The following is a 26,975-nucleotide window of genomic DNA, read 5'->3' on the forward strand; positions in this document are numbered from 1 at the left end:
CACACGGAAGGGGACACATGGCCGACTCCCTCGAACTCGACGCGCTGTGGGAGGACTTCCACCGCGTGGTGAACATGACGTCGGCGGAACTCGCGGCCTGGCTGAAGGTCCGGGACGCCGGCGAGGAGAGCGAACCGCTGCCGGAAGAGGCGGGCACGTCCACCGGACAGCACGTCCTGGCGATCCTGCAGAAGCGCCGCACCGACCTCACCGACGCCGACGTCCGGGTGATGTACCAGGTCGTCGACACGGTCGGTGAGCTGGTGGACCTGGAGGACGAGCCGGCGCCGGTGAGCACGCCGGGGGACACCCGCCGCCGGCACCGGCTGATGACGCTGGGCCACGACCCGCTCAAGCCGTAGGCCGATGGACCGCGACGCGCGGGTGCTGCGCGCGCTGGTGTCCGCGCACGGGCGGACGTACGCCGAGGAGGCGGGCATCCGCCTGACGGACACCCCGCAGCCGCTGTACCGGCTGCTGGTGCTGGCCCTGCTGCTGAGCGCCCGGATCCGGGCCTCGGTCGCGGTGGCCGCCGCCCGCGCGCTGCACGAGGACCGTCTCGACAGCCCGCACAGGATGGCGCAGGCCGGCCGGCGGCGACGGGTGGAAGCCCTCGGCCGGGCCGGCTACCGCCGCTATGACGAGCGTACGTCCGCCCAGCTCGGCGACGGCGCCGTCCTGCTCACCGAGCGCTGGGGCGGCGATCTGCGCCGGCTGCACCGGGCGGCCGACGGCGACCCCGGCGCCTTGAAGCGGCTGCTCCAGGAGGCGCCGGGCATCGGGCCGGCCGGCGCCGGCATCTTCCTGCGCGAGGCGCAGCGGGTGTGGCCGGACGTCACGCCGTACCTGGACGGCAAGGCACTGTCCGGCGCCGGCCGGCTCGGTCTGCCGACGGATCCCGAGCAGCTGATCCGTCTGGCCGGGGACACCCAACCGGCCGTGCTGGCCGCCGCGTTGGTCCGGGCGGCGCTGGACGCCCGGCTGGCCGAGGACTGCCTGCGCCGCGCCGCGTGAGCGTGTCACACTGCTGCCGCACGTCCCGGCCGGACCGCCGGGACCGGACGGGCGGAGGAGCAGCGCGTGACGGGGACCGGGCCGGACATCCAGGACAACCGGGAAATCGACACCACCCGCCCGCATCCGGCGCGGGTCTACGACTGGTACCTGGGCGGCAAGGACAACTATCCGGTCGACGAGGAGCTGGGCCGGCGGATCGCCTCCATCGACGGAGGCGCCGCGCCGCGGACCGCCCGCGCCAACCGGGCGTTCATGCGCCGCACCACGCGGGCGCTGGCCCACACCGGCATCCGGCAGTTCCTGGACATCGGCACCGGCATACCGACCGAGCCCAACCTGCACCAGATCGCCCAGTCCGTGGCCCCGGACGCCCGTGTGGTCTACGTCGACAACGACCCCATCGTGCTGGCCCACGCGAACGCGCTGCTGCGCGGCACCGCCCAGGGGGTGACGGAGTATGTGCAGGCCGACGCCCGCGATCCGCGCACCATCCTCGAACGGGCCGCCGGCGTACTGGACTTCGGCCGCCCGGTGGCGCTCTCGCTGATCGCGCTGCTGCACTTCGTCGCCGACGACGACGGCGCCCACGACCTGGTGGCCACGCTGGTCGACGCGCTGGCGCCGGGCAGCGCGCTGGTGCTGTCGGCCATGACCGCCGACTTCGAGCCGGAGAACGTACGCCAGGGCATCGCCGCCTACGCGGCGGGCGGGGTGACCCTGGTGGCCCGCTCGCGGGCCGAGGTGGGCGCGTTCTTCCAGGGCCTGGAGCTGCTGGAGCCGGGCATCGTGCCGGTGGCGGACTGGCGCCCCGACGAGCCGCCGGCCGACGGCGCCCCGGTCTCCCTGTACGGCGCGGCGGCACTCAAGCACTGACCGGCCCGGCGGCGCCCCGGCACTCACCTGCCCAGCGGGCCCCGGCACTCACGGCCCGGCGCCGCCCCAGCCGTGGCCACCACGCCGCCGTCCGTCGGCCCGCCCCCGCCCTGCAGTCCGAGCACCCGCGCGATGGTCCGCACCACGCCCGCCTCGTTGTTGGACGGGGCCAGGTGGCGGGCCCGGCGGATCGTCTCCGGGTGGGCACCGGCCATGGCGAAGGACCACTCGGCCGCGTCCAGCATCTCCAGGTCGTTCAGGTAGTCGCCGAACACCATGGTCTGCGCCGGTGTGATGCCGAGCGCCCGTTGCAGGGCGCGCAGCGCGGTGCCCTTGTTGGCGGTGCGGTTCATCACGTCCACCCAGTGCTCGCCGGTGACGACGACCTGGTGGGTGGCGGCGAACTCCGCGAGGGCCGGGGCGGTGGTGTGCTCGACGGACCCGAAGTCGAACAGCGCCACCTTGATCACCTCGTCCTCGACGGCGGTGACGTCCTCGACGATCCGGTGCTCGGCGTAGTAGGTGCGGACCTGGGCGAGGAAGGCCTCGTCGGTCCGCTCGACGTACGCCGCGTGCTTGCCGCAGACGACGGCGCCGACGTCCGTGCCGCCCGCGGCCAGCCGCCGTACCGTCTCGGCCACCCGGGCCGCGACGGACTTCTCCATCGGGTCGGAACTCAGCTCCACGCCGTCGCGGACCACGTACGTGCCGTTCTCCGCGATGAACACCATGCCCTCGGCGACGTGCTCGAACTGCCGGAGCAGGGTCGCGTACTGCCGTCCGCTCGCCGGGCTGAACAGCACACCGCGGCGCCGCAGTTCGGCGAGCATCGGCCACAGTTCCCCGGGGATGCGTTTGGCGTCGTCCAGCAGGGTGCCGTCGAGGTCGGTGACGATCAGCCGGATGTCGGCGGGGCCGGCGTCCGGCGCGGGGGCGTCGGGCAGGGGCGTGGGCATGGGCGTGGCGGTCATGTCCTGCTTCCGGTCGGGTGTTCGGGTACCGGTCCAGTGTTCCGCACGCGTCCGGCGGACCCGGAACCGCCCGGGTGCCCCGTTTTCCGGGACAACGTGATCACCGGGGGGCACAATGACGGCGGAGAACCGCATGTGAGAAGGGCGAACAGGGTGAGCGAGGGTCACACCGCGGCCGAGTCGGCGCGGCTGAACACCAGCGTGGCGCACAACGCGCGGGTCTGGAACTACTGGATCGGCGGCAAGGATCACTACGAGGTCGACCAGCGGGTCGGCGAGCATGTCGCCGGGCTGTTCCCGGTGATCCGGGCGGTGGCCCGGGCGGACCGGGACTTCCTGGGCCGGGCGGTGCGGTTCCTGACCGCCGAGCGCGGGATACGGCAGTTCCTCGACATCGGCACCGGGCTGCCGACCGTCGACAACACCCACGAGATAGCCCAGCGGGTCGCGCCCGAGTCACGGATCGTCTACGTCGACAACGACCCGATCGTGCTGGTGCACGCCCGCTCGCTGCTCACCAGCTCGCCCGAGGGCGTCACCGACTACATCGACGCCGACGTGCGCGAACCGGACACCATCGTGCGCGGCGCCGCCGAGACCCTCGACCTGGACCGGCCGGTCGCGGTGATGATGCTGGGCATCCTCAACTTCGTGCTGGACACGGAGGAGGCCCGGGACATCGTGCGGCGGATCATGGCGGCGGTCCCGTCCGGCAGCCATCTGGTGCTGACCCACCCGACCTACGACGCCGAGGCCGGCGGCCAGGGCAACGTCGCCGCGATGGAGTTCTGGAACGCCAACGCCACCCCGCCGATCACCGGCCGCGACCGCGCCGGGATCGCCGCGTTCTTCGACGGTCTGGACCTCGTCGAGCCCGGTCTGGTGCCGTGCTCGCAGTGGCGCGCCGGGCCGGAGGCCGCCGTGGTGCCGCAGTACGGAGCGGTCGCCGTGAAACCCTGACCCCGGCCGGGGCCGCCCCGCCGGCCGGGCCCGTCGAGGAGGACGCATGACCACCCTTGCCGATCCCGTGCCCGGCGGCCGGCCCGGCGACCTGGCGCGGGCCTCGGCCCTCACCGCGGACCTGGCCGCGCGGGGCGTGCGCGGTGTCGTCCTGGCCTATGTGGACACGGCGGGCGTCTGCCGGGTCAAGACGGTCCCGACGGCCCGGCTGGCGGCGGCCGTGGCCTGGGGTGTCGGCATGTCGCCGGTGTTCGACACGTTCCTCGCGGACGACTCCGTCGTCACCACCGACGTGCTCGGCTCCCCCGACGGCGACCTCAGGCTCTACCCCGACCTCGACCGTCTCGTGCCGCTGGCGGGGCAGCCCGGCTGGGCGTGGGCGCCCGTGGACCGGATCACGCAGGAGGGCGAGCGGCACCCGGGCTGTGCCCGGACCTTCCTGCGCCGGACCGTCGCGGACGCCGCCGGCCGGCACGGTCTCGCCTTCAGGGCGGCGGTCGAGATCGAGTGGGCCGTCGGGCTGGGCTCGGCGCCCGCCGGCGAGTTCGTGCCGGCGGTGTCCGGGCCGGCGTACGGCGCGGTCCGCCAGGTGGAGCTGAGCGACTACACCGCCGATCTGCTGGCCGCGCTCGCCGCCCAGGACGTGGACGTGGACCAGCTCCACCCCGAGTACGCGCCCGGGCAGTTCGAGGTCTCCGTGGGCGCGCTGGACCCGGTGGCGGCGGCCGACCGCAGCGTGCTGGTGCGCCAGACGATCCGGGCGGTGGCCCAGCGGCACGGGCTGCGGGTCTCCTTCGCGCCCGCCTACCTTCCCGAGGGCGTCGGCAACGGCGGCCATCTGCACCTGTCCTGCTGGCGCGACGGGGTGAACCTGCACGCCGGCGGCGCGGGCCGGTACGGCATGACGGCCGCCGCGGAGTCGTTCGTGGCCGGTGTCCTCGCCCATCTGCCCGGGCTGACCGCGGTGACCGCGCCGAGCCCGGCCAGCTATCTGCGGCTCCAGCCCTCCCAGTGGGCCGGCGTCTTCACCGCCTGGGGCCGGGAGACCCGCGAGGCCGCCGTACGGATCGTCACCGGCACGGCGGGCCGCCGGGACCAGGAGGCCAACATGGAGGTCAAGCCCGTCGACCTGGCCGCCAACCCGTATCTGGCCCTCGGCTGCGTGATCGCCGCCGGACTGGACGGCATCACGGCGGCCCGCGCCCTGCCCGGGGAGATCACCGGCGATCCGGCCCGGTACGGCCCCGAGGAGGCGGCGGCCCTGGGTGTGCGGCGGCTGCCGCGGTCGCTGCCGGAGGCCGTCGGGGAGTTCCGCGCGGACCCGGTGCTGCGGGCCGCGCTGGGCCCCGTCCTCGCGGACGCGGTGAGCGCCGTACGGCTCGGCGAGGCGGCGGCCGTCGAGGGGCTCGCCCCCGCCCGGCTCGCGGCGGCCTACCGGTGGACGTACTGACCATGGGCGCACCGGGACCGGTCCACGAGGCGCTCGCCGCGCTGCCGCTGGTGGACCACCACTGCCACGGCGCGGTGACCGACGATCTGGACGCCGGCGCCTTCGAGTCCCTGATCACCGAGGGCGCGGCCTGGCCCGGCGTCTCCCCGTTCGACAGCCCCGTCGGCGTGGCCGTGCGCCGCCACTGCGCGCCGCTGCTGGACCTGCCGCGGCACGCCCCGCCCGCCGCCTATCTGGCCCGGCGCGCGGAGCTGGGCTGGCGGGAGGTCAACCGCAGGTTCCTGACCGCGTCCGGGACCGGGGTGTTCTGCGTGGACACCGGTTTCGCCCCGTACCCGCTCACCACCCCCGCGGAACTGGCCGCCGCGGCCGGCGCCGCCGCCTGCGAGGTCGTACGGCTGGAGCGGCTCGCCGAGACGGTGGCGGCGCGGGGTGTGGAGGCGGGCGAGTACCCGGCCGTGCTGCGCGCCGCCGCCGAGGAGGCCGTGCGCCGGCCGGGCGTGGTGGCGGTGAAGTCGGTCGCGGCCTACCGCACGGGCTTCGCCCTGGACCCGGAGCGCCCCACGGACGCGGCAGTGACGGAGGCGGCCCGGCGCTGGCTGGCGCGCGGCGGCCGGCTCGCCGACCCGGTGCTGGTACGGCACCTGCTGTGGACGGCCGTCGGCCTGGGCCGTCCGCTGCAGCTGCACACCGGCTTCGGCGACGCGGACGTGACGCTGCACCGCGCCGATCCCGCGCTGCTCACCGACTGGCTGCGCCGGACCGCCGGCACGGTCCCGGTCCTGCTGCTGCACTGCTGGCCGTACCACCGCCAGGCCGCCTGGCTGGCCGCGGTCTTCGAGCACGTCTACCTGGACGTCGGTCTCGCCCTGCACTACACCGGTCCGGCCCGCTGCCGGGCGGTGCTGGAGGAGGCGCTGGAGGTGACGCCGTTCCGCAAGCTGCTGTACAGCTCCGACGCCTTCGGGGTGGCCGAATTCCACCACCTGGGCGCCCTGTGCTTCCGCCAGGGCCTCGCCGCTCTGCTGCAAGACCGGGTGGACGCCGACGAGTTGAGCCTGTCCGACGCCCTGCGGATCGCGGCCTGGACGGGCCGCGACAACGCCCGCCGGCTGTACGGGCCGTCCGTATCCGATCCGGACCGCTATCCCGGCGGACCTGCCACCCGGAACGTATGATCAAGCAATGTCTGACATGACCGAGACCACGCCCGGCTGGCTGACCACGGACGAACTGGAAATGGCCAGGGCCCGGATGCCGATCCTGTACGTCGAGGCCGTGCCCGTGCGGGTGGACGACAGCGGTGAAGTCACCAGTATCGGACTGCTGCTGCGCATCGGCCCGGACGGCACGGTCAGCCGGGCCCTGGTCTCCGGGCGGGTCCTGCACCACGAGCGGGTCCGCGACGCGCTGCTGCGCCACCTGGAGAAGGACCTCGGCCCGGTCGCCCTGCCCCGCATCCCCGCCTCCCTCCAGCCGTTCACGGTCGCGGAGTACTTCCCGACGGTGGGCGTCACGCCGTACCACGACCCGCGCCAGCACGCGGTGTCCCTGGCTTACATCGTGCCGGTGGCCGGCGACTGCCGGCCCCGCCAGGACGCGCTGGACCTCGTCTGGTTCAGCCCGCAGGAGGCCGCGTCCCCGGCGGTGCAGAACGAGATGCCGGGCGGGCAGGGGGCGCTGCTGAAGCAGGCCCTGGCACACGTGGGCCTGACCTTCTGAGCGGGGCGCCTGGACCGGCGGCCGGACAGGCGTGACGAAAGAACTGTAGGGACCGGCCGGCGGCCCGCCGGGGCGAGGCACGCGGTTTCGGCGACGGCGGGCCTACGGAACTGCCCGGGCCCCCAGTCGGTGGGGGCCCGGGCCGGCCTCGCCCGGGCCGCGGCGGACCGGATCGGGCGGTGATCAGGTCTGGTCAGACCATGATCAGGGCGAAGATGACGATGAGGACCGCCACCACGCCCAGGGTGATCCAGATCCCTTTGCCACCCCGGTGGGGGCTCGGCAGCCCGCCTTCCCGGGGACGGTCCTCCGGGAGTTTCGCGCCCTCCGGCCGGTCGCGCTGATAGAACTCGTCGTCGGCCATTTCCGCCACCTCCTCCGTCCCTTCGCCGGGTTCCCCGGAAACGGGTGGTCAAGCTGGTGCGGGTGGGTCTGCGGATGCCGTCCGCCGGTGCCGGCCGCGGCGCCGCCCGCTCCCCCGCACCGCCCCGGCCGCAGCGAGGCGTGCCGGAACTCTTTACGTCCCTTTAACGAGCGAGTACCTTCCGGGTGCGCAAACAGTTGCAGCAAGTTTCCGGCGCCACTTTCAGCACCGGCGTCCGCTGCATCGCCACGGTCCTGCGGCGCGTCAGGGCTTCACGGCGGAGATCCACACGGGGACGCCCGCCACCGGGTCCCCCTTGTCGGAGACCGCGGCCGCACGGCCGCGGCATACCCCTGGGAGAGTTCTCGATGAGACGCACCACACCCTGGCGACTCAGACGCCCCTGGGCGGCACTGGCCGCCGTCGCGGTACTGATCGGTCTGCTGTCCGCCGCGCCCCGGCCCGGCCGTACGGTGGACGCGGTGCCCGCCGCCGCCGAGGCCGGCCACACGGCGACGGTGTACTACTCCACCAAGAGCCACAACTGGCCGCACTTCTACCTGCATTACGCTCCCGACGGGGCTGCCTGGACCCAGGTGCCCGGCACCGCGATGGAGGCCGGCTGCACGGACTGGGTGAAGAAGACCGTCGACCTCGGCACGGCCTCCACCTGGCAGGCCACGTTCACCGACGGCAGCGGCACCTGGGACAACAACGGCGGCAAGAACTACGCCCTGGGCACCGGCACCCTCACCGTCAAGGACGGCGTCATCGCCCACAGCGACCCGTGCGGCGACGGCGGCGGTCCCGGCCCGTCGCCCTCCCCCACCTCCGCGTCCGGCGCGACCGTCTTCTACTACGCGCGGTCCGTGGGCTGGAGCACCGTCAACCTGCACTACGCCCCCACGGGCGGCGCGTGGACGGCGGTACCGGGCGTCGGCATGGAGCAGGCATGCCCGGGATGGTTCAAGAAGAGCGTGGACCTCGGCGGCGCGGCCGGGCTGGCGGCCACCTTCAACAACGGCAACGGCACCTGGGACAACAACAACGGCGCCAACTACGCGCTGTCCACCGGGGTCAGCACGGTGAAGGACAAGACGGTCACCAAGAACGCCACCGACCCCTGCGCGTCCCAGACGCCGGACACCACGGCGCCCACGGTCCCCACCGCCGTCAAGGCCGCGGCCACGGCCACGTCCGTCGTCCTGACCTGGGACCCCGCCACCGACGACACCGCCGTCACCGGCTACCAGGTGACCCGCACGGGCGGCACCAAGGGCACCCAGGTCACCAGCGTCGGCTCCACCGTGCTCAGCGAATCCGGCCTGGAGGCGAACACCTCCTACACCTACACCGTCAGGGCGCTCGACGCGGCCGGCAACCTCTCCGCCGCCTCCGCCCCCGCCGTCGCGACGACCGGCCAGGCTCCACCGCCGGCCGAACAGGGCACGATGCTCGGCGGCGACCCGCGCAAGGACCCCATCTACTTCGTGCTGACCGCCCGCTTCTACGACGGCGACAGCGGCAACGACCGCGGCGGCAGCCAGCACGTCTCCTCCGGCAACGCGGCCGGCAACGACCCCATGTTCCGCGGTGACTTCAAGGGCCTGGTCGAGAAGCTGGACTACATCAAGACCCTCGGCTTCTCCGCCGTCTGGATCACCCCCGTGGTCCTCAACCGCTCCGACTACGACTACCACGGCTACCACGGCTGGGACTTCTACAAGGTCGACCCCCGGCTGGAGTCGGCGGGCGCCTCCTACCAGGACCTGATCAACGCCGCCCACGCCAAGGGCATGAAGATCTACCAGGACGTCGTCTACAACCACAGCTCCCGGTGGGGCGCCAAGGGCCTGTTCGTGCCGACCGTGTACGGCGTGCGCGACTCCCAGTGGTCCTGGTTCTACGACGAGAAGCAGCCCGGGTTCGAGTACGACGGCCTGACCGTCGAGCCGAAGTCCGGCAAGTCGTACTACAACGGCGACCTGTGGTCGACCGCGGAACCGTCCGGCAACACCTGCCTCAACTGGGGCAAGCCCACCGGCGCCAAGTCCCCCGAGGGCTACACCCTCTACAACTGCCAGTGGCCCAGCCCCACCAGCGGCATGTTCCCGTCCCGGTACTACCACCAGTGCTGGATCGGCAACTGGGAGGGCGAGGACTCCCGTTCCTGCTGGCTCGCCGACGACCTCGCCGACTTCAACACCGAGAGCCCCCAGGTGCAGGACTACCTCATCGGCGCCTACGACAAGTACATCGACATGGGCGTCGACGGGTTCCGCATCGACACCGCGGTCCACGTCCCCCGGATCACCTGGAACCGCCGCTTCCTGCCCGCCATCCAGCAGCGCGTCGCCCAGGACTGGGGGCCGGACAAGGCCAAGGACTTCTTCGTCTTCGCCGAGGTCGCCGCCTTCGTCAACGACAAGTGGAACCGCGGCTCCGTCAACCACTCCGCGCAGTTCTACACCTGGAAGGAACGCAAGCAGTACACCGACGACGACGTGCAGGCCGCGCTCGACCAGTACACCTACGAAGAGCAACTGGGCACCGGCCAGCAGCCCACGTCCGCCAACGCCTTCCTCGACGGCAACAGCTACCACACCCCCGACCACTCGAAGTTCTCCGGCATGAACATCATCGACATGCGCATGCACATGAACTTCGGCGACGCGCACAACGCGTACTACAACGGCAAGGACTCCGACGACTCCACCAACGACGCCACCTACAACGTCGTCTACGTCGACAGCCACGACTACGGACCCAACAAGTCCAGCGAGCGCTACACCGGCGGCCAGGACGCCTGGGCCGAGAACATGGCCCTGATGTGGACCTTCCGCGGCATCCCCACCCTCTACTACGGCTCGGAGATCCAGTTCCAGGCCGGCAAGACCATCGACTGCGGCCCCCGCTGCCCGCTGGCCACTACGGGCCGCGCCTACTACGGCGACCACCTCCAAGGCACGGTCACCGCCGCCGACTTCTCCAAGGCCGCGAGCGCCACCGGCGAGGTCGCCACCACCCTGGCCCAACCCCTGGTCAAGCACGTCCAGCGGCTCAACGAGATCCGCCGCGCCATCCCGGCCCTGCAGATGGGCCAGTACTCCACCGAGGGCATCACGGGCGGCGGCATGAACTTCAAACGCCGCTACACCGACGCCGCCACCGGCGTGGACAGCTTCGCGCTGGTCGCCGTCACCGACGGCGCCACCTACACCGGCATCCCCAACGGCACCTACAAGGACGCCGTCACGGGCGACGTCAGGCAGGTCACGAACGGCACCCTGACCGTCACCGCCCCCGGCAAGGGCGACCTGCGCGTCTACGTCCTCGACCTCGGCGGCAGAAACGCGGCTCCGGGCAAGATAGGCACGGACGGCCCGTACCTCAAGTAGCACCCTGAACGGCCGGTTCCCCGACACGACCACGCGGGGAGCCGGCCGCCCAGAGCGCGCGGTCCAGCCCAAGTGGCCGTGCACTGCGCCCTATTCGCCGTCGAACGCGGAGTCCATCTCCCTGCGGAGGTCGCTTCCCGCCGGCACGATCTTCACGTACAGGCCGGTGAGCTGGCCGGCGAGCTGGGCGTTCAGACCGCCTCGTCCGATGGCGCTGCGGACCTGGTGCGGCGGTACGGCGACGACCGCGCGCTGGCGGTCGACGAGGAGGCCGGTCGGCTGCGCGTAGACGAGCGCGTTGACCAGCAGGACACGCTGATCGCTGGAGTAGGCGATGACCTCCAGTTTCTCCCGGGTCAGCCCTCCGGAGAGCAGACGCTGGGCGCCCTTGATCCGCTCGGCTCCCCGTCCCACGAACGCTCCCCTGACGCTGTTCGCCGGCCGGGTGGGTGCGGCGGCAATCTTCGTGAGTGCTCCGGCGACCCGGGCGATACCGGTGATCGCCACCTCGCCGGTGGTCAGCTCGGGCACGAAGCCGGCGAGGACGCGCTCCACCAGGCCGGCGGCGGTGAGGGACAGGACCAGGGTGTCGTCCCGCGCCTCCACCACCAGCGCGACGACGCGGTTTCCCGTCGCCAGGCGCGGCGACGGGCGGTCCTTGAGTTCGCCGGACTCACGCGCCGGCAGCACCGCCTCGGCCACCCGCCCGGTCACGGGATGGCGGACGGCGCAGCGGTACCCCTCCGGGCTCCGGGCGGTGACACGGGCGGTCACCGCCGAGCCGGGCGCCGGGCCGTCCGAGTCGTGCAGGATGAACGCGGCGGCCTCGTCGGGCGTCAGGCCCAGGGTGTCCACGACCAGCCGGACGAACGCCACCCCGCGCGGGTAGCAGTGTGCGCAGGAGACGGCCCCACGAGAGGCGACCACCTTGAGGACGGCCTCCGCGTGGTCGCCCCGGTCGCGGGGACAGCTCCAGCGCACCCCGTCCTCGGTGACGGCGCCGAGCCGGGGCAGCAGCGCGGCGGGGTCCGTCGCGTTCGCCTCCGCGATGCGCCGGTTGAGCGGGGACAACCGTGGCGCGGGTATCACTTCCACCGTCTCGCCGCCCTTCACCGCTTCCTTGCGGTACCGGTCCGCGGCCTGCCTGATCAGTTCCAGGTCGACGCCCTGTCCTTCAGTCGACTTGCCCGCCGGCGGCGGCTCGGTGCCGGTGGACAGCACCGGCAGGCGCCAGGCCGTGTCTCCCCGGGCCCGCAGGGCCGCGACCCTGGCCAGCATGCGCAGGGCGGCCGACGCGCTGTCCGGCGGAACCATCCTCAGCCGTGCCGCGTACCGCACGGTCCGCACGGTGACCTCGTCCGGCGACCGGTCCGGGTCGCCGGAGAAGGGCACGGTGGGCATGCAGTCCACGGGCGGTCCGCCGGCCTGCGCCCACATCAGGAACCCGGCGGGCCGCGCCACGTCGCCGAGGGCTGCCGTGAAGAGCTGGAGACCGGCCATGTCGAGCACGTCGCCGTCGGCGTAGGCGTCCACCCACCGGTGGGTGAAGCCGGCCACCGCGGTGTACACCGGCAGGGCCGCCGGTCCCGGCGGAGCCACGAACACGATCTTCGCGGCCGTGTCGCCCGGTGTCAGGGCGCCGGCCCGCAGCGCGTCCGTCGTCATGGCGGCCGGGTCGGCCTCCTCGCCGGCCGCCCAGGGGAGCACCACTTCCTTCGCCGCCATGCCGGGCGGCGTCGGCGGCGAGTGCGTCGTACGGATCGCGAGGTCGTAGCGCGGCGGCGCGGCCGTGGGCGCCGGGGCGTCCGGCACCGGGACCCCCAGCCGGCGCATCACCCGCTGGTCCACCCAGCTCAGGGCCCGTTGGCCGGCCGTGATGTGGTCCTGGCCGTCCGGGTGGGGCAGCCAGGCCAGGAAGGTGGGTGCGCCGCCGCCCAGTTCGGCCAGCCGGCTGGTGACCGCCCGGGTGGTGCGCACCAGTTCGGGCGGCGGTATCGCGCTCAGGAGCATCCGGCGCGTTCCCTCGGCGAAGTCGAACTGCCACTGCTGCGGCGGGCGGTCGGTGTCACCGACGCGGTGGAGCAGGCCGCTGAGGAACACCTCCGCCAGGTGGCCCGCGTCCACCGTGGCGCCCAGTGCCTGCCGTACGAGCTGCATGGCGGGCACGGGCAGCGGCGCGACCGCCGCCAGGTGTGCCGCGAGCCGGTACGCCTCCGCCGACGCGAAGGAACGGAAGCGCAGCACCTCGGCGTACGGTTCCCGCGGGGCGCGGGTCCGCGCGGCGCCCGGCGCGTCGGGCCGGGGGCGCCGGGGCGCGGGTGCCAGCAGCGGCAGCAGCGCGCTCGTGCCGGTGGAGCCGACGAGCCGGGTCCAGGCGGTCACCGCGCCGGGCTCGGGGGCGAGGACGGGGACGGGTACGCCGTCGAACGGCCGCAGGGCGGGCGGCAGCACCGGGTCCGTGACGCGCCAGGTGGCGTTGGCCGCCGTCTGGCGGTGCGTGGTCACCCGCCAGTGCTCCGCCCGGATGCCGGTGCCGTCCCACATCCGCCGGGGCAGCGTGTGCAGCACGGCGACCGGGCCCACCGCGGCCAGCCGGCCGAGCAGCCGGTGCATACGGCCGTCACGCCAGGCCCGGCCCACGCCGTCGCTGAGCACCACCAGCATGGTGCGGCCCGAGGGGTCGGCGACCGCGGAGGGCGGGAGGGTGGCGGGAGTCGTGCCGAAGGGACGGTAGCCCAGCAGCGGTCCCTCCGGGGCCCGGGTGTCCAGGCTGAAGGTGTGGACGAGGCGGAACGCGCCGCTGCGTTCCATGAGCAGCCGTATCTCGGTGGCGAGGCGCTGCCAGGGAAGCATGGACACCCCGTCGTCGACCAGGATCACCAGATCCAGTCCCTGCGCGTCGGAGGAGCGCAGCACGATGTCGGGCAGTCCGGTCTCGGCGACGGCCCGCACCGTTGCGGGGAGGTCCAGCTCGGGCCGGCGCGGATCGGGCCGGTGCGTCCGCAGCGGACGCAGCGCACGGCCGAGGGCGAGTTCCGCCGTGCCGAGGGCCTTCTCGCCGGGGGACCGGACCGATACGGCCGGGGCCGCCGGAGGGACGGCGGACGTCCGGCCGGGGTCCGCGGCGGGAACCGCGCCGCCGTGCAGGGCGCCCCGGGCGCGGCGCGCGCGGGGAGACGCGCCTCTCGGCCGGGCGTACACGCTCCGGTCGCCGGCGTCCTGCGGCCCGTCGGCCCGGTCACCCGCGTGCGGGCCGTCGTCCGGCGGGTCGCCGGATGTCCGGGCCGCCCGCGCCAGCGCGGTGGCGGGCGCCGGCGGCAGCCGGGCGGCCAGCCACAGGGCGTCGAGGAGTTCCTCACCCGACAGCCCGGCTCCGCTGTCCGCCAGGACGTTCAGCAGCCGCTGGAGCATCTCCGGCTACACCGTCCCGCCGAGGCGGTGCAGTACGGCCTCCAGGAGACCGTCGGCGTCCAGTTCCACCCCGCCGCGGCGCAGGAAGACGGCGTTGAGCAACTGGTCGGTGGCCAGCTCCCCACGAGCCCGCCGGGCCAGGAACGCGCGCACGAGTTCGTCGACCCCTTCGATCTCCTCGCCGGGCCCCACGCCGTCGCCCAGGTGCTCCCGTACGATCGCCCGCAGGCGTTCCTCGTCGGGTTCGGGCAGATCGAGCCGGACGCAGCGGCGCAGGAAGGCCGGGGGGAAGTCGCGCTCGCCGTTGCTGGTGATGACGACGACCGGGAACTCGGCGCAGCGCACCCAGCCGTGGTCGACGTCCGCCCGGCCGCCCGGGTCCGCGGTCACCACCCGGGCCCGGTCCTGCTCCCCGGTCAGCCGGGCCAGTTCGGGGATCTCGAATGCGCCGTCCTCGAAGATGGTCAGCAGGTCGTTGGGCAGATCGATGTCCCCCTTGTCGAGTTCGTCGATCAGCAGGACCCGCGGCCGGGCCGCCGGGAGCAGCGCCGTCCCCAGCGGCCCCAGGCGGATGTAGGAGCCGATGTCCGGCTCCTTCGGCGCCGTGCCCCGCGCGCCGTCCCGGTCGTGCCGCAGGCCCGCCTCGCGCAGCCTGCCGATCGCGTCGTAGTGGTAGAGACCGTCCTGGAGCGTGGTCCGGCTGTTGACCGGCCAGTGCAGCACCCGGCCCAGGGCCAGTTCGTGGGCGATGGCGTGCGCCATCGACGACTTGCCCGTGCCGGGCTGCCCGGTGACCAGGAGGGGGCGCCGCAGCAGCAGGGCGGCGCTGACCACGTCCGCCTCGTCGGGCCCGATGACGTACGGACGTTCGCGCCGCCGGCCGGCTCCGGCCGGGGTACCGCCGAACCTGCGCCACGGAGGTGCTTCGGGGAAATCCACCTCGCGTACCCGGCCGTCGCCCCGGAACAGCCGCCAGCCGTTCCCGGAATCCTTCGCTGTCACCTGGCAGTCAGCCTTTCCCAGTTCTTCGGGGCGTCAGAGGGATCGTCGTAGTCGGGTGGCACGGGCAGGTGCATGTCGGGGTCGTCCCACACCATCGCCGGGCGGGCGGGGGACGGCTCCGCGTCGTGGTACACGCCCTTCCGGAAGTCCTGGAGCAGCTCCGGAAGGTCGGGCAGCGCCGTGGTGCCGATGATGTCCTCGAGCCGCCGCGCGTGTTCGGGGCCGGCGGCCTCGCGGTCCCAGAGCACCACGGGGACTCCCATGGCCAGGCTGACGTGCAGGAGGAAGTCGCGGCCCGCCGGCTCACCGTGCAGCACGGCCCATGCCGTGTCCCGGTGTCCGCCGTCCAGCGCGGACAGCAGATCCGCGTCGCTCATGTCGGCATCGAGGACGACCGGGGCCGTGCGCCCGGCCGCCCAGCGCCGTCGCAGGCCGTGGCGCCGTGCCCGTTCCCGGTCGGGGTCGGCGCTGAACCGGCGCAGCCGCAGGGCCGTCCGATAGGTGGCCCCCAGTACCCGGCTCTGCTGCCGCTGCCCGGGCCGGGGAGGGAGGCCGAGGTCGGCGAAGCGGTCCCGGGTGCTGTAGGCCGTCCAGCCGTCGACGGGCAGGTGGAGATCGTCCCGTCCCACCACCACGTCGATCCAGGGGGCGGGCGCGTCTCCGGCATGGTCCTGGTCCTTGACCAGTGTGTGGACCAGCCGGCCGATCTCCTCCGCGGTGTACGGCCCGGTCGAGAGGCCCGCCCCCTCCGGCGCCCGGCCCTCGCTCACCCGCCAGATGTGACAGAAGTAGCGCTCGGCGCCCGCGGGATCGCGGGACAGGTCGACCACGATCCGTGTCACCGGCCGCCGCCGGAACCGGGCCCACGAGGAAGCCTGTGCCCGCCATTCGGTCAGCAGGGACCGGTCGCGGCCCAGACGCCGGCGGACGTCGTCGCACCAGGTGTCCAGTTCCTTGCTCGTTCTCCTGTCGGCGACGGCGGCGGACAGGAAGACGGCCAGCCGCAGCAACTGGGGCATCAGCGGGACGCTGTCCTGTTCCTGCGGGAAGCGGTACGCGTCCAGGTCGTCGACGGCCGCCGCCAGCATCGCCTCGGGTACGGCGGCGCGGTCCGCCCACGCGGGCGGGTGGTGGGCCAGTTGCAGGACGTGGCGGGCCGCCTGGCACAGGAGCGTGGGATGAGCGGAGTTCACGCGTCTGAGCAGCTTGAGGAGTCTGCGGTGCTCGCCGACGGACAGGAGCCGGACGCCCTGCTCCGGAAGGCCCAGGCCCAGCAGTCGGTCGAGTGTCTCCCGGCGTGCCTCGTCCACAGTGTCGGTCAGCAGCTCGGCCAGGGTGGCGAGCGCGCGTCCCTCGGTGAACAGGAGGACGGTCAGTTCTTCTTCCAGGGTGGGACCGGCCGTTTCCGGCTCCTCGGCGGCCATGCGGTAGCCGAGTGCCGTCGCCAGCCGGTGTGCCTGGTACTTCATCTGGTCCGTGTGGTCGAACAGTTTCCGCACCAGGTCGAGGGCGCCGTCCGGGACGTTCCCCGTGTCGGTGAAGGGAGCGGGCAGGCAGGCCGCGACCACGTCGTGCGCCTCGGCGCGGACGAGTTCCTCGCGCACGCGCTGCCAGGGCAGCGCGAGGCTGCGTCGCACGACCTGCCGGTCCGACAGCGGTCCGTCGGTCATCAAATGGCTGGTCACGATCCCGACGGCGGTGGTGAGGTCGTCCGCCTTGAACAACGGTGCGCCGCTGTAACCGTGTTGGACGGAGGCACCGCTGAGGTCGGCGTCGGCGTAGTAGTACCAGCCGTCGGTGAACTTGATCGTGGTGTCGGCGAAGGTGCTGGGGTCGCCACCGCCGTGCCACGCCCGGACTCTGAGTCTCTCCGTCATGGGCTGCCACGCCACGGCGCGCGCCGAGGGTGCGGCGGGCTCGGCGAGTTCGAGCACCGCCAGGTCCCCCTCCCACGAGTGGCTTCCCGGTCGCCGGCGCGGAGGCACCCACACCGCCAGCCGTGCGCTGATCCGCTGGACCTCCGCATCGTGCCGGAGCACGACGCGGAGGTGTTCGGAGGACGCGGGCCGTTCCGCACTCAACTGCGTTCGGCCGAGGGCCGCGTTGACGACGTGGGCACAGGTCAGGACGTACTGCGGGGACAGCAGCGCCCCTGCACCGGCGGGACACGGGTCTCCCGGCGCCGGATCCGACACCGACACCGACACCGACACCGATACCAACGTCGGTGCGGCGTCGCCGGGTTGACGGAACCACCCCATCCGTCAGTCCCTTCGGGCCGCGTCGGCGTCCCAGGTGGCCGAGACGGTCATCGTGGCCTGGCCGTTGACTCCCACGATGCCCAGCTTGAGGTCCTGCCCCACCTGGATCCCGAACGTGACCGAGAGCTGCTGGGGCGGCTGGGAGACGCCGGTGACCGAACGGTGCACCTCCTCCAGCAGCGGCCCCAGCGGGCTGAGCATGGCCCGCAAGCCCTCCGTGGCGACCACGGCGGCGCGACCGCGCCGGGCGGCGGACACGGGCGTCACCGTGCCGAAGCCCTCCGGGAGATCCGGCCGGTCCCCGTCCCCGCCCTCCGCACCGGCAGCCGGCGCGGGCTCCCCGGCGTCGGACAGTTCCAGCCGTAACACCGCTCCAGCGAGCTCCACTTCAAGAGACTCAGGCATGCGCACATCTTGTCCGACGACCCGGTCGCATGGCGAGGCGGCGCGAGAACATTCCTGTCCGGGCGCGCCCCGGCACGACGCACGTCGTACGGACCCGGTGCCGCCGGGCCGGCACATCGCCCGCTTCGACGTCCTCGCACCGCCCGGCCGTCCGGCCGCCTGGTGCCCGGCGTGACACCTCCGGCGCGGTCCCGCCGGCCTCGCGCCCTCCACGGAGCCGGCTACGCGTCGGTCCTGCCGTCGTACGCCCGACGGCAGTTCTCGATCTCCTCGCCGTGCTCGACAGTCCAGCGGTAGAGATGCCCGAAAGGCTCGCGCAGGGACTCGCCCAGCGCCGTGAGCGCGTACTCGACACCCACCGGCGAGGTCGGCAGCACGGTGCGCTGGATCATGCCGTTCCGCTCCAGACGGCGCAGTGTCCGGGTGAGGACCCGCTGTGTCACACCCTCCAAGTGGCGCTTGAGTTCGTTGAACCGCCGCGGCCGGTCCAGGAGCGCCATCACCATCATCGACCACTTGTCCGCGATCTGGTCGAGGACCGGCCGGCTGGGGCAATCCGCCCGGAAAACGATGGGTGTTCCCGCGTCGGCACCGTGCGGGCCGGTATCCCTCATGATCCTTGGTTCTCCCAGAGTGCGTTCTTGACGGTCGGAAGAGCTGTCGCCGACGGTGGCTGTGCATGGCGAACCTACACACCTGCCGGTAACCGATGGAGAGCCTCTTGACCACCCATGTCTACTCGACCCTGCGCCTGAGCACCGGAGACGGCGTCGCCCGGATCGTCTTCGACAACCCGCCGGTCAACGTGCTCGACGCGGCGATGATGCGTGAACTGCGCACGGTGCTGGACGGCTTGCGGGGTGACGCGTCGGTCCGGGTGATCGTCTTCTCCAGCGCCGACCGGGAGTTCTTCCTCGCCCATGTGGACATGCGGATCGGGGAACGGATGGACGATCTGGAACAGCTCGCCGCGTCGGCGCCGGCGGACGTCAACGTGTTCCAGTCCGTGGGGGAACTCCTCCGTCACCAGCCCCAGGTGACCATCGTGAAGCTCGCCGGGAAGGCCCGCGGTGGCGGAGCGGAATTCGTAGCCGCGGCGGACATGGCGTTCGCCGCGGCCGAGACCGCCCAAATGGGCCAGATCGAGGCACTCATGGGCATCGTCCCCGGCGGGGGCGGAACGCAGTACCTCCGTGACCGCGTGGGCCGCAACCGCGCGCTGGAGGTGGTGCTCACCGCGGACCTGTTCGACGCCGAGACCGCGGCGTCCTACGGCTGGATCAACCGGGCTCTGCCGGCCGGCCGGCTCGACGAGTACGTCGACCGTATCGCCCGCAACATCGCCGGCCTGCCCGCCGGTGTCGTCGAAGCGGCCAAGCGCGCGTTGCCCGCCGAACCCCTCACGGACGGACTCCGCCGCGAGAACGACGCGTGGGCCACACAGATCGCGTTGCCCGCCGTCCGGCACTTGATGGACCGAGGGCTGCGCGACGGGGCGCAGACACGCGCAGGTGAACGCCGCCTCGAGGAACTGATGCGCAGCGCCCTGCGCCGGCCCTGACGGTCTCCCGGTCCCCGCCCGGCACGACCGGCCGCGGAAGGCAGCCGGGCCCGCCCGGGCGGCAGACCGCGAACGACTGGCCGCCGGGCTCTCGTTGGCTCCCGGCCGGTTCCGCGACTCTCCCGAGCCGGGACGCCGGGTTGATCAGCGGGCGGAGGGAACCGGCGCTCGGAGGGCGGCGTCTACGGGTGGCGGGATCACCAGTGGGCGCAGAGGAGCTCGACATGACCGGCCTGGGCACCCGCTCCCTCCACCTCGTCCGGCACGGTGAGGCACGAGCGGACGGGAGTGGGCTGACGGAGACCGGCCGACGGCAGGCCACGTTGCTCGGCCGGCGCCTCCGGGACATCCCCTTCGCGGCCGTTCACCACGGTCTCGCCCACGAACTTGTCCTCACCCACAACTTCCTGGTCGCCTGGCTCGTCCGGGACGCCATGCACGCGCCCGAGTGGCGTTGGCTCGGCCTCAATCACTGCAACGCGGCGCTCACCGTCATCCGCTACGCGCCCGGCCGGACCGCGCCCGCTGACCACGCACCCGGCGCCCGGTCGGCATCACCCACGACGCTCACGAGTCGGCACCGTCAGCCGCTCACAGCCGAGTGCACGGACTCCTCCAGGACGGCGAGTCCCTCGGCCAGTTCCTCGTCCGTGGCCGTCAAGGGCGGCATGAGCTTCACCACCTCGTCGCTGGAGCCCGCCGTCTCCACCAGGAGTCCGCGGGCGAAGGCCTCCGCGGCGACCCGCCTGGCCAGGCTCGGGTCCCGGAAGGGCAGGCCCCACACCAGGCCACGACCGCGTGCGGCCGCCACGTGCGCCGCGTGCCGCCCGGCGAGTCCGCCCAGGAACTCCTCGAACAGGCGGTCACGCGTCGTGGTCTGCTTCTCCAGGGTGCTGTCCGCCCAGAACTCCCGCAGGGCGGCCGCCGCCGTCACGAAAGCCGGGTTGTTGCCGCGGAACGTTCCGTTGTGCTCGCCCGGCTGCCAGACGTCCAGCTCGGTACGGAAGAGGGTGAGCGCCATCGGCAGGCCGTAGCCGCTGATGGACTTGGACAGGCACACGATGTCCGGGGCGATCCCGGCGGCTTCGAAGCTGAAGAAGGGCCCGGTGCGGCCGCAGCCCATCTGGATGTCGTCGATGATCAGCAGGATGCCGCGCCGGGAGCACAGCTCCGCGAGATCGGCGAGCCAGACGGGACCGGCCGGATGCACACCGCCCTCGCCCTGCACGGTCTCCACGATGACGGCCGCGGGGAGATCCATGCCACTGCTGCTGTCGGAGAGCATGCTGTCCAGCAGCTTCAGCCCGGACACCTCTCCTCCGGCGAACCCGTCGTAAGGGATGCGCCAGGTGTGGCCGAGCGGAACGCCGGCACCCGCGCGCTTGGCGGCGTTCCCGGTGACGGCCAGAGACCCCAGCGACATGCCGTGGAAGCCGCCGGTGAAGGCGACGACGGTCTGACGCCCGGTCACCTTGCGGGCCAGTTTGAGCGCGGCCTCCACGCTGTTGGTACCCGTCGGGCCGGGGAACTGCACCCGGTAGTCCAGGCCGCGGGGCTCCAGCACCCGGGCCGCGAACTCCGTGAGGAAGTCCTCCTTGGCGGTGGTCAGCATGTCCAGGCTGTGCGTGACACGGTCCTGTTCGAGATAGTCCAGCAGCGCGCGCTTGAGTACGGGGTGGTTGTGCCCGTAGTTCAGGGCGCTGGCACCCGCGAAGAAGTCCAGGTACGCACGGCCGTCGCGGTCGAACATCCGGCTGCCGCGCCCCTGGTCGAAGACCACGGGCCAGTTCCGGCAGTAGCTGCGGACTTCGGATTCGATGGTGGTGGCGGTCATGAGAGGTCTCCTCGGGAACGGTACGGGGACAAGAAGGCCGTCGGGGCGGGGCGACGCGGGCAGGGGTGCGGTCCGGGGCCCCTGCTCAGGCGCCGGCAAGGGACCATGCGGTGCACGTCGTCACCCCGGCGAGCACCAGCAGGACCACGGCTCCGGCGCACCGCAGGAGCCACCCGCCGCGGCGCACCGCGGCGGCGGCGCCCAGGGCGTAACCGATGACCGCGGCCCCTGCCGGCCCCAGCAGCAGGAGCGGGACGGCGCCGTCCCGGGCGCCCGCCCAGGCGAAGGCACAGCAGGCGGCGCCGACGGCCGCGACGAGGGGTCGGGCGGGGCCTCGCTCGGCGACGCGCCGCCCGCCGGGGTGAAGCCGCGAGGTGATCCGGGCGGCCGTGCGCACATTGGTGACGCAGTAGGACGTCAGCACGACGGCCGTCGCCCCGGCGAGCACCCAGCGCAGCGGTGCCGGAGGCAGGTCCGCAGCCGTGGGCGCCCCGGGGGCCAGCCGCTGGGCCGCGGCCAGCCCCAGAGAGACGGCGGCCACGCCGGCCGCCCCCAGACCCACTCCCATGGCGGTGCGCCGCGCCCCGGCAGCGGTGGCCGGGACCACGCCGGTGACCACCTCCCAGCCGACGCCGGCGAAGAACAACGCCGCGAGAGCCAGCCACTGGGCCCCGTGCGGGGAGAGCCCCGGCGGAGCCAGCGCCGAGTGCGCACCGTCTACGGCGACGCCCGGCCGGCCCCACAGGGCGCTGGCCAGTGCCACGGCCCCGGCAGCCCAGGGACGCACCCGGAGCACGGCGGCCGGGAAGGTGAGCGGGCTGAGTGCCGCCGACACGGCCACCACGAGGATGCCGAGCGCGAGCAGCAGGCCGCCTGCTCCGGGGCGCGGCGGCGTGCCGTCGGCGGCTGCCAGCAGGCAGGTCGCGGTGAACCAGGCGATCGCCGCCTGCCCGGCGGTGAAGGCGACGGCGAACGCGCCGTCCACCGTCCGCTCCGCCCAGGTGCCCAGCAGGGCGCCGACGGCAGCCGCCAGCGACATCGGGCGGACCCGGGTGCGGACCAGCTCGGCCAGCAGGAGGCTGACCGAGCCGCCGAGCAGGAGGTGGGCGGTCCAGACGAGGAGGCTGTGCCCGTCGGCCAGGGCCGCGACGACGGGGGGCATGACCAGCATCCCGGCGCCGAGGACACCGCGGCAGACCTGCCCGGCGATCCCGAGCTGCGGACTGCGTGCCGTTCCCGCGCCGCCTGCCACGGCCTGCCGGTGCGACGCGGTCACGGCACCGAAGCCTGCCGACTCCATTACGTGAGACGCTTCCTGAGGCTGTCCGCGATGGTCTGGGCTCTGAGCGACAGCAGGCTGAAGGAGCCCGCGTCACCGATGCCGTGGCTGGACTCGCACAGGCCGTTGAGGAAGAGGGCGGGAGTTTCCGGAGCCGTCGGCTGTACTTCGTAGTCCGGACCGACGGCCAGGTACCCGTGCTCGTCGAAGGCGAAGTCGTCGGCGATCTCGCGCATGAGTGCGGGCACGCGCTCCTGGTGACCGGCCGGGCCGAGATCGCGGAAGCCGGTGGCCAGGACGACGAAGTCCGCCTCGTGCTCCTCGGACTCCCCGGTGTTCAGTTCCTCCACGTCGAGCCGGACACCGTCCTCGCGGACGTCGAGGCCGCGCACCTGGCGGCTGCCGCTGACGAACACCCGCTGGTCGCCGTCCAGGCGCTGCTCGTAGATCAGCCGGTACAGCTCGCGCAGTACGTCACCGTCGGCCGACGAGTAGTTGGTCAGGCGCATGTACGCGTCGAGGGCGTCTTTGCGTGCGCGGGGAGCACGGTAGTAGTAGTCGGTGAAGCCGGGGAAATACCCCTCCTCGCTGAACGGGCTGGTGTCCTTCTCACGGAGCGTCAGCGACCGCACCAGCGTGGTGACTTGGGCGCGCGGGAAGCGTCGCGCGAGGTCGAGGGTGAGCTCGACGGCGCTCTGGCTGCCGCCGACGACCGTCACCGCGCGCGGCGCGCGGTCGCCCGGTCCGGCCACGCCCAGCTCCTCCAGGTGTCGCAGGGCCGGCAGGTAGCGCGTCAGGTGGAAGACGCGGGGTGAGGCCACCGCGTCGAACGGTGCCGGGATGAAGGGTGCGCGTCCGGTCCCGATCACGAGGGCCCGCGCGTGCAGGGTCTCGCCCCGGGAGGTGGTGACGGTGTAGTGCGGCTCACCCGCGGCATCGCGGCCGAGGGCGACGCCGGTGACACGCACGCCGTAGTCCACCAGCCGGCTGAAGTGGCCGGCGGCCCAGGTGACGTACTGCGCGTACTCCTTGCGCAGCGGGAACTCCATCGGGACGTTGAGGTGGTCGAGCAACCGGCCGTTCTCGAACAGGTAGTTGAGGAAGGAGTAGCGGCTGCGCGGGTTGCGCAGCGAGACCAGGTCGCGCACCGGGTGGTTCTGGATGTCCGAGCCGTCGAGCATCATGGCGCTCTGCCAGGACGGGCCCGGCCGGGCTTCCAGGAAGCGTGCGTCGAGGTCGTAGCCCTCTTCCTCGATGGCGATGGCCAGGGCCAGGTTGGCCGGACCGAAGCCGATGCCTATGACGTCATGGCAGTGGGTCACTGTGTTTCCCCTTGCTGGGATGCGAGTACGAGCGGTGGGTACGGCCGGACAGGGGGCTGTCAGACGGCAGGTGAAGCGGCATCGGCCGCCACCGTGTCGGCGATGCGGCGGCCGGCCTCCGGAGCCGTCTTGACGCCGCCGCCGTTCCAGGCCCGCACCGCCCACACGTGCGGCAGGCCCGTGTCCTCCAGCAGACCACCGGTCTCCGGGGAGGCGTAGGCGTCCGCGGCGCGGATCGTGGTGAGGCACCGCGCCGTCGCGAGCCACGGGAAGTGGGTGGTGAGCGCGGAGACGGTGGCCCGCGCGAGCGCGGGGTCGGGCGGCGAGTCGACCGGGCAGTCCCAGACGAGATGCGGCATGCCGATGAGCGTCCGGTCCGCCCCGACCGGCTTCGCGTACAGGCCGGTGCGCAGGTCGATGAAGGTCGCGTGGGGCGGCGTGGCCGGGTGGCGTTCGACGATGCTCACCTGGACCGACCGGGTGCGCACGGGGGTGACCGGCCGCAGGTTCGGCAGCGGATCGGCCGCCCAGGGCCCGACCGCCAGGACGACGGCTCCGGCCCGGATGACACCCGCGTCGGTCAGGACCACGGGGTGGCCGCCATCCTCCTCCACCGCGCGCACCCGTACGCCGCAGTGGACGGCGGCACCGTCGGCGACCGCCTGCCGCAGCCAGTCCGCGGTGACCTCCGCCGGCGCCACCCAGCCGGCCTCCGGCTCGACCAGGGCGATGCCGCCGGCCAGGCGTACTCCCTCGGTCTCGGCGGCTCCGCGCACCACGTGCGCCGACGTGTGCAGCGCGTCGTTGATCCGACCGGCGGCCTCCTGGAGTGCGGGCTCCCGGGCCGGGTCGGCTACCGTCACCGAGCCGGCCCTGTGCAGGGGAGCGCGTCCCGACATCCAGCGTCCGGGGTCGCGGTAGGCGGCCAGACTGGGCAGCGCCAGCGCGGCGATCGCCGGGTCGTCGTCGTAGCCGCGCACCATCCCGCCGGAGTGGCCGGTGGCACCGGCGCCGGGCTGTGCCGCCTGTTCGAGCACGACGACCCGGACGCCCCGGCGCGCCAGGTGGTGCGCGACGGCGGCGCCGGTGATCCCGGCGCCCACCACCACGACGTCCGCCCGCGTGGGCAGGTCGCCGCCGCACCCGAAGGCCGGCGTCCCCGCCTGGTTCACGACCGCCCGCCCGCACGGGCGGCCGCGGCTGCCGTGAGGCCGGGCGCGTCCGACGTGACGGAGGTGCCGGAGGGCAGGAAGGACCAGTCGGCCTCGCGGACCGGCTGTCCGGGCAGGCCCAGCCAGTCCCAGGTCCGCTGGGCCAGTTCGGGCATGACGGGCCAGGCCAGCGCGGCGAACACCTTGGCCGACAGGTAGGCGAGCGCCAGGCTGGTGCGGGCCTCCTCGGCCAGCGACGCGACCTTCCGCAGCGCCTCCTCCGTCGCCTGGAACTCGGCGCAGCGGGCCACGAAGGACTCCAGCTGGCTGACGTAGCCGCGCGCGCTGAACGACTCCGGCAGCAGCAGGCCGTCGAGCTGGCGGGTGGCCAGGTTGAGGTACCGGTAGAACTCGCGGTGCGCATCCGTCCAGGCACCCGTGCCCGGCACCCGCCCACCGCTACCCTCGGTGAGGGGTGCGAAGCCGGTCAGCCAGTCCTGGACGCCGCGGTACAGCGGGTCCTGCGTGAGCCGGCCGGCGCGCTCCGGGGTGATCCGGGTGACGCGCCCTTCCGGAGCCTGACGCAGCAGGGCCAGCCGTACGGCGTCCGGGCCCGCTGCGGCCAGCGCGTCGTCGGCCCAGACCGCGTGGCCCCGGCTGGTGGAGAACTTCTCGTCTCCCAGGTGCAGGAACTGGTTGGTCACGAAGGCGGCGGGCAGGAACTCGGCCAGTCCGGTGGCGAAGGCCAGCACCGGCAGCAGGACGGCGTAGTAGAAGCTGTTGTCGTAGCCGAGGAAGAGGGTGATCTTCGCCGGGCCGTTCTGCTCGGACTCGGTGCGGGCGGCATCCAGGAAGGTGAGCGCGAGGTCCGCCCAGGCGTCGAGGGTCTGGCCGTCCTCCAGGGCGACACCCCAGGTGCTGCTGCGGTCGAGCCGGTACGGGGGCAGGCCCTCGTCCAGCAGGCGCTCGGCCAAGGCCTGGAGGTCGGGCGCGGTGGCGGACTCGCGCAGGTAGTCCCGCACCTGGTCCGCGTAGGCGTCGAGGTCCAGCCACAGTCCCGGCTCCGGGCGGGTGGCGGCCGGCGTACCGCAGATGCGGCACCGCAGGCCGGTGAGGTCCCGGGCATCGTTGGGCCGGCCGCAGGCCTCGCAGATCTCGCCGTCGCAGGGCGCGCTGCAGTGTGCGCAGTGCCCACGCGCGAACGCCTGGTGCAGCGAGAGGTCGCACGTCGGGCAGTAGGCCGTATCCCGCTTCTCCTCGGTGACCGCGGGTGAGGCGGTCACCCGGGAGAACAACTCCCTTATCCGGCCGGCGTGTTCCGGATCGGCGGCGGGACGCGTGAGCCGGTCGCAGCCGACACCGGCCGCGCGCAGGGTCGCCACGATGGCGTCGCCCTCGGCCGTGGCCACCTCGGCCGGGTCCGTGCCGCGCAGCCGGGCGGCGGCGGCCACATACGACTGGTGGTCGTCGGTGCCGGTGACGTACCGGGCATCGCGGCCCATGCTGCGCAGCGCGCGGACCAGCATGTCGGCCCGGACGTACGGGCCCGCGAGGTGGCCCAGGTGCAGGCCGCCGTTGGGGGTGGGCGGAGGGCAGAACACCAGCGACCGCTCGGCCAGTTGGCTGCGCGGGGGCAGTTGTTCGAGGGCGGCGACGGCGCTCGGTATGTGTTCCCAGTAGATCGAGACGATGTCGAACGGCTCGTCGGACGTGTTGCGGATCTCGTGGAAGCCGAAGGGCGACAGGTGGACGACCTGGCCCGGACCGAACTCGCGCTCCTCGTCGCCGAGCACGACGACGGCCTTTCCGGCGAGGACGATGAACATCTCGCCGTCCTGGTGGGCATGTCGCTTCGAGACGGTGTGCGCGGGGACGCTGCCGAAGACGGAGCCGAACGGCAGCCCCTCGATGTCGCTCGCGGACAGCATGGGTTGCAGGTGCATCTCGTAGGACCAGCTCATCGCCGACCGGTCGAAGGCACGCGTGATCAAAAG

The 26,975-nt window shown here is 73.2% G+C and carries 21 protein-coding genes and 1 pseudogene; 10 read left to right on the forward strand and 12 right to left on the reverse strand.

Features of this window, described 5'->3' with window-relative positions:
* The first annotated feature begins 17 nt into the window (after positions 1-17).
* From ACH4OA_RS02830 to ACH4OA_RS02840, 3 genes are all read left to right on the forward strand, one after another.
* Entirely contained in the window at positions 18-362 is a 345-nt protein-coding gene (locus ACH4OA_RS02830) for a DUF3140 domain-containing protein (protein ID WP_397967309.1), read from the forward strand.
* A gap of 4 nt (positions 363-366) precedes the next feature.
* A complete protein-coding gene (locus ACH4OA_RS02835; RefSeq protein WP_397967311.1) occupies positions 367-1,014 on the forward strand; it encodes an endonuclease in 648 nt (215 codons plus the stop codon).
* 66 nt (positions 1,015-1,080) lie between these two features.
* Positions 1,081-1,890: an SAM-dependent methyltransferase gene (locus ACH4OA_RS02840; RefSeq protein WP_397967313.1), complete on the forward strand. Its 810-nt coding sequence runs from the start codon at positions 1,081-1,083 to the stop codon at positions 1,888-1,890.
* A gap of 23 nt (positions 1,891-1,913) precedes the next feature.
* Here the strand turns inward: ACH4OA_RS02840 and ACH4OA_RS02845 are convergent, their stop codons facing one another.
* The gene (locus ACH4OA_RS02845; protein ID WP_397967315.1) at positions 1,914-2,861 is read right to left on the reverse strand and encodes a Cof-type HAD-IIB family hydrolase; all 948 of its coding nucleotides are present in this window, start codon (positions 2,859-2,861) and stop codon (positions 1,914-1,916) included.
* Positions 2,862-3,014: 153 nt separating this feature from the next.
* On the opposite strand from ACH4OA_RS02845, the gene ACH4OA_RS02850 reads away from it, so the two are divergent.
* From ACH4OA_RS02850 to ACH4OA_RS02865, 4 genes are read left to right on the forward strand one after another with little or no spacing between them, the layout of a single operon-like run.
* The gene (locus ACH4OA_RS02850; protein WP_397935469.1) at positions 3,015-3,821 is read left to right on the forward strand and encodes an SAM-dependent methyltransferase; all 807 of its coding nucleotides are present in this window, start codon (positions 3,015-3,017) and stop codon (positions 3,819-3,821) included.
* Between the two features lie 46 nt (positions 3,822-3,867).
* Positions 3,868-5,271: a glutamine synthetase gene (locus tag ACH4OA_RS02855; protein WP_397935470.1), complete on the forward strand. Its 1,404-nt coding sequence runs from the start codon at positions 3,868-3,870 to the stop codon at positions 5,269-5,271.
* Between the two features lie 2 nt (positions 5,272-5,273).
* Positions 5,274-6,449, forward strand: a complete 1,176-nt coding sequence (locus ACH4OA_RS02860; protein WP_397935471.1) for an amidohydrolase family protein — start codon at positions 5,274-5,276, stop codon at positions 6,447-6,449.
* 16 nt (positions 6,450-6,465) lie between these two features.
* A complete protein-coding gene (locus tag ACH4OA_RS02865) occupies positions 6,466-6,993 on the forward strand; it encodes an NUDIX hydrolase family protein (RefSeq protein WP_365871986.1) in 528 nt (175 codons plus the stop codon).
* Between the two features lie 193 nt (positions 6,994-7,186).
* Here the strand turns inward: ACH4OA_RS02865 and ACH4OA_RS02870 are convergent, their stop codons facing one another.
* On the reverse strand, positions 7,187-7,357 hold the full coding sequence (locus ACH4OA_RS02870; RefSeq protein ID WP_397935473.1) for a hypothetical protein: 171 nt from the start codon (positions 7,355-7,357) through the stop codon (positions 7,187-7,189).
* Positions 7,358-7,725: 368 nt separating this feature from the next.
* Here ACH4OA_RS02870 and ACH4OA_RS02875 point away from each other — a divergent pair, with 368 nt between their 5' ends.
* Entirely contained in the window at positions 7,726-10,755 is a 3,030-nt protein-coding gene (locus tag ACH4OA_RS02875) for a carbohydrate binding domain-containing protein (protein ID WP_397967318.1), read from the forward strand.
* A gap of 90 nt (positions 10,756-10,845) precedes the next feature.
* Here the strand turns inward: ACH4OA_RS02875 and ACH4OA_RS02880 are convergent, their stop codons facing one another.
* From ACH4OA_RS02880 to ACH4OA_RS02900, 5 genes are all read right to left on the reverse strand, one after another.
* A complete protein-coding gene (locus ACH4OA_RS02880) occupies positions 10,846-14,166 on the reverse strand; it encodes an SAV_2336 N-terminal domain-related protein (RefSeq protein WP_397967319.1) in 3,321 nt (1,106 codons plus the stop codon).
* A gap of 6 nt (positions 14,167-14,172) precedes the next feature.
* Positions 14,173-15,168: an AAA family ATPase gene (locus ACH4OA_RS02885; protein ID WP_397967320.1), complete on the reverse strand. Its 996-nt coding sequence runs from the start codon at positions 15,166-15,168 to the stop codon at positions 14,173-14,175.
* Complete coding sequence (locus ACH4OA_RS02890) at positions 15,165-17,429, reverse strand: trypsin-like peptidase domain-containing protein (RefSeq protein ID WP_397967323.1); 2,265 nt, start codon at positions 17,427-17,429, stop codon at positions 15,165-15,167. The genes ACH4OA_RS02885 and ACH4OA_RS02890 overlap by 4 nt, the downstream gene beginning before the upstream one ends.
* A 3-nt stretch (positions 17,430-17,432) precedes the next feature.
* Positions 17,433-17,834, reverse strand: a complete 402-nt coding sequence (locus ACH4OA_RS02895) for a CU044_2847 family protein (RefSeq protein ID WP_397935480.1) — start codon at positions 17,832-17,834, stop codon at positions 17,433-17,435.
* Positions 17,835-18,055: 221 nt separating this feature from the next.
* Positions 18,056-18,448, reverse strand: a complete 393-nt coding sequence (locus ACH4OA_RS02900) for a helix-turn-helix domain-containing protein (protein WP_365871940.1) — start codon at positions 18,446-18,448, stop codon at positions 18,056-18,058.
* A 107-nt stretch (positions 18,449-18,555) separates the two neighbouring features.
* On the opposite strand from ACH4OA_RS02900, the gene ACH4OA_RS02905 reads away from it, so the two are divergent.
* Together ACH4OA_RS02905 and ACH4OA_RS02910 are read left to right on the forward strand one after the other, a co-directional pair.
* A complete protein-coding gene (locus ACH4OA_RS02905) occupies positions 18,556-19,395 on the forward strand; it encodes an enoyl-CoA hydratase/isomerase family protein (protein ID WP_397948117.1) in 840 nt (279 codons plus the stop codon).
* Positions 19,396-19,619: 224 nt separating this feature from the next.
* Positions 19,620-19,916, forward strand: a pseudogene (locus tag ACH4OA_RS02910) (histidine phosphatase family protein); the annotation flags it as partial.
* Positions 19,917-19,978: 62 nt separating this feature from the next.
* Here the strand turns inward: ACH4OA_RS02910 and ectB are convergent.
* From ectB to ACH4OA_RS02935, 5 genes are all read right to left on the reverse strand, one after another.
* Positions 19,979-21,229 (reverse strand): diaminobutyrate--2-oxoglutarate transaminase, encoded by a 1,251-nt coding sequence (ectB, locus tag ACH4OA_RS02915; RefSeq protein ID WP_397967324.1) that lies wholly within the window; start codon positions 21,227-21,229, stop codon positions 19,979-19,981.
* A gap of 85 nt (positions 21,230-21,314) precedes the next feature.
* Positions 21,315-22,505, reverse strand: coding sequence for an amino acid:polyamine antiporter (locus tag ACH4OA_RS02920; protein WP_397967325.1), 1,191 nt, complete (start codon positions 22,503-22,505; stop codon positions 21,315-21,317).
* Positions 22,506-22,528: 23 nt separating this feature from the next.
* Positions 22,529-23,830 (reverse strand): lysine N(6)-hydroxylase/L-ornithine N(5)-oxygenase family protein, encoded by a 1,302-nt coding sequence (locus ACH4OA_RS02925; RefSeq protein WP_397948120.1) that lies wholly within the window; start codon positions 23,828-23,830, stop codon positions 22,529-22,531.
* Between the two features lie 59 nt (positions 23,831-23,889).
* Positions 23,890-25,002, reverse strand: a complete 1,113-nt coding sequence (locus tag ACH4OA_RS02930; protein WP_397967327.1) for an NAD(P)/FAD-dependent oxidoreductase — start codon at positions 25,000-25,002, stop codon at positions 23,890-23,892.
* The gene (locus ACH4OA_RS02935; protein ID WP_397967330.1) at positions 24,999-26,972 is read right to left on the reverse strand and encodes a class I tRNA ligase family protein; all 1,974 of its coding nucleotides are present in this window, start codon (positions 26,970-26,972) and stop codon (positions 24,999-25,001) included. Before ACH4OA_RS02935 ends, ACH4OA_RS02930 begins: the two co-directional genes overlap by 4 nt.
* Positions 26,973-26,975: the final 3 nt, after the last annotated feature.

The sequence above is a fragment of the Streptomyces sp. NPDC017095 genome (assembly GCF_044332325.1).
Lineage (GTDB): Bacteria > Actinomycetota > Actinomycetes > Streptomycetales > Streptomycetaceae > Streptomyces.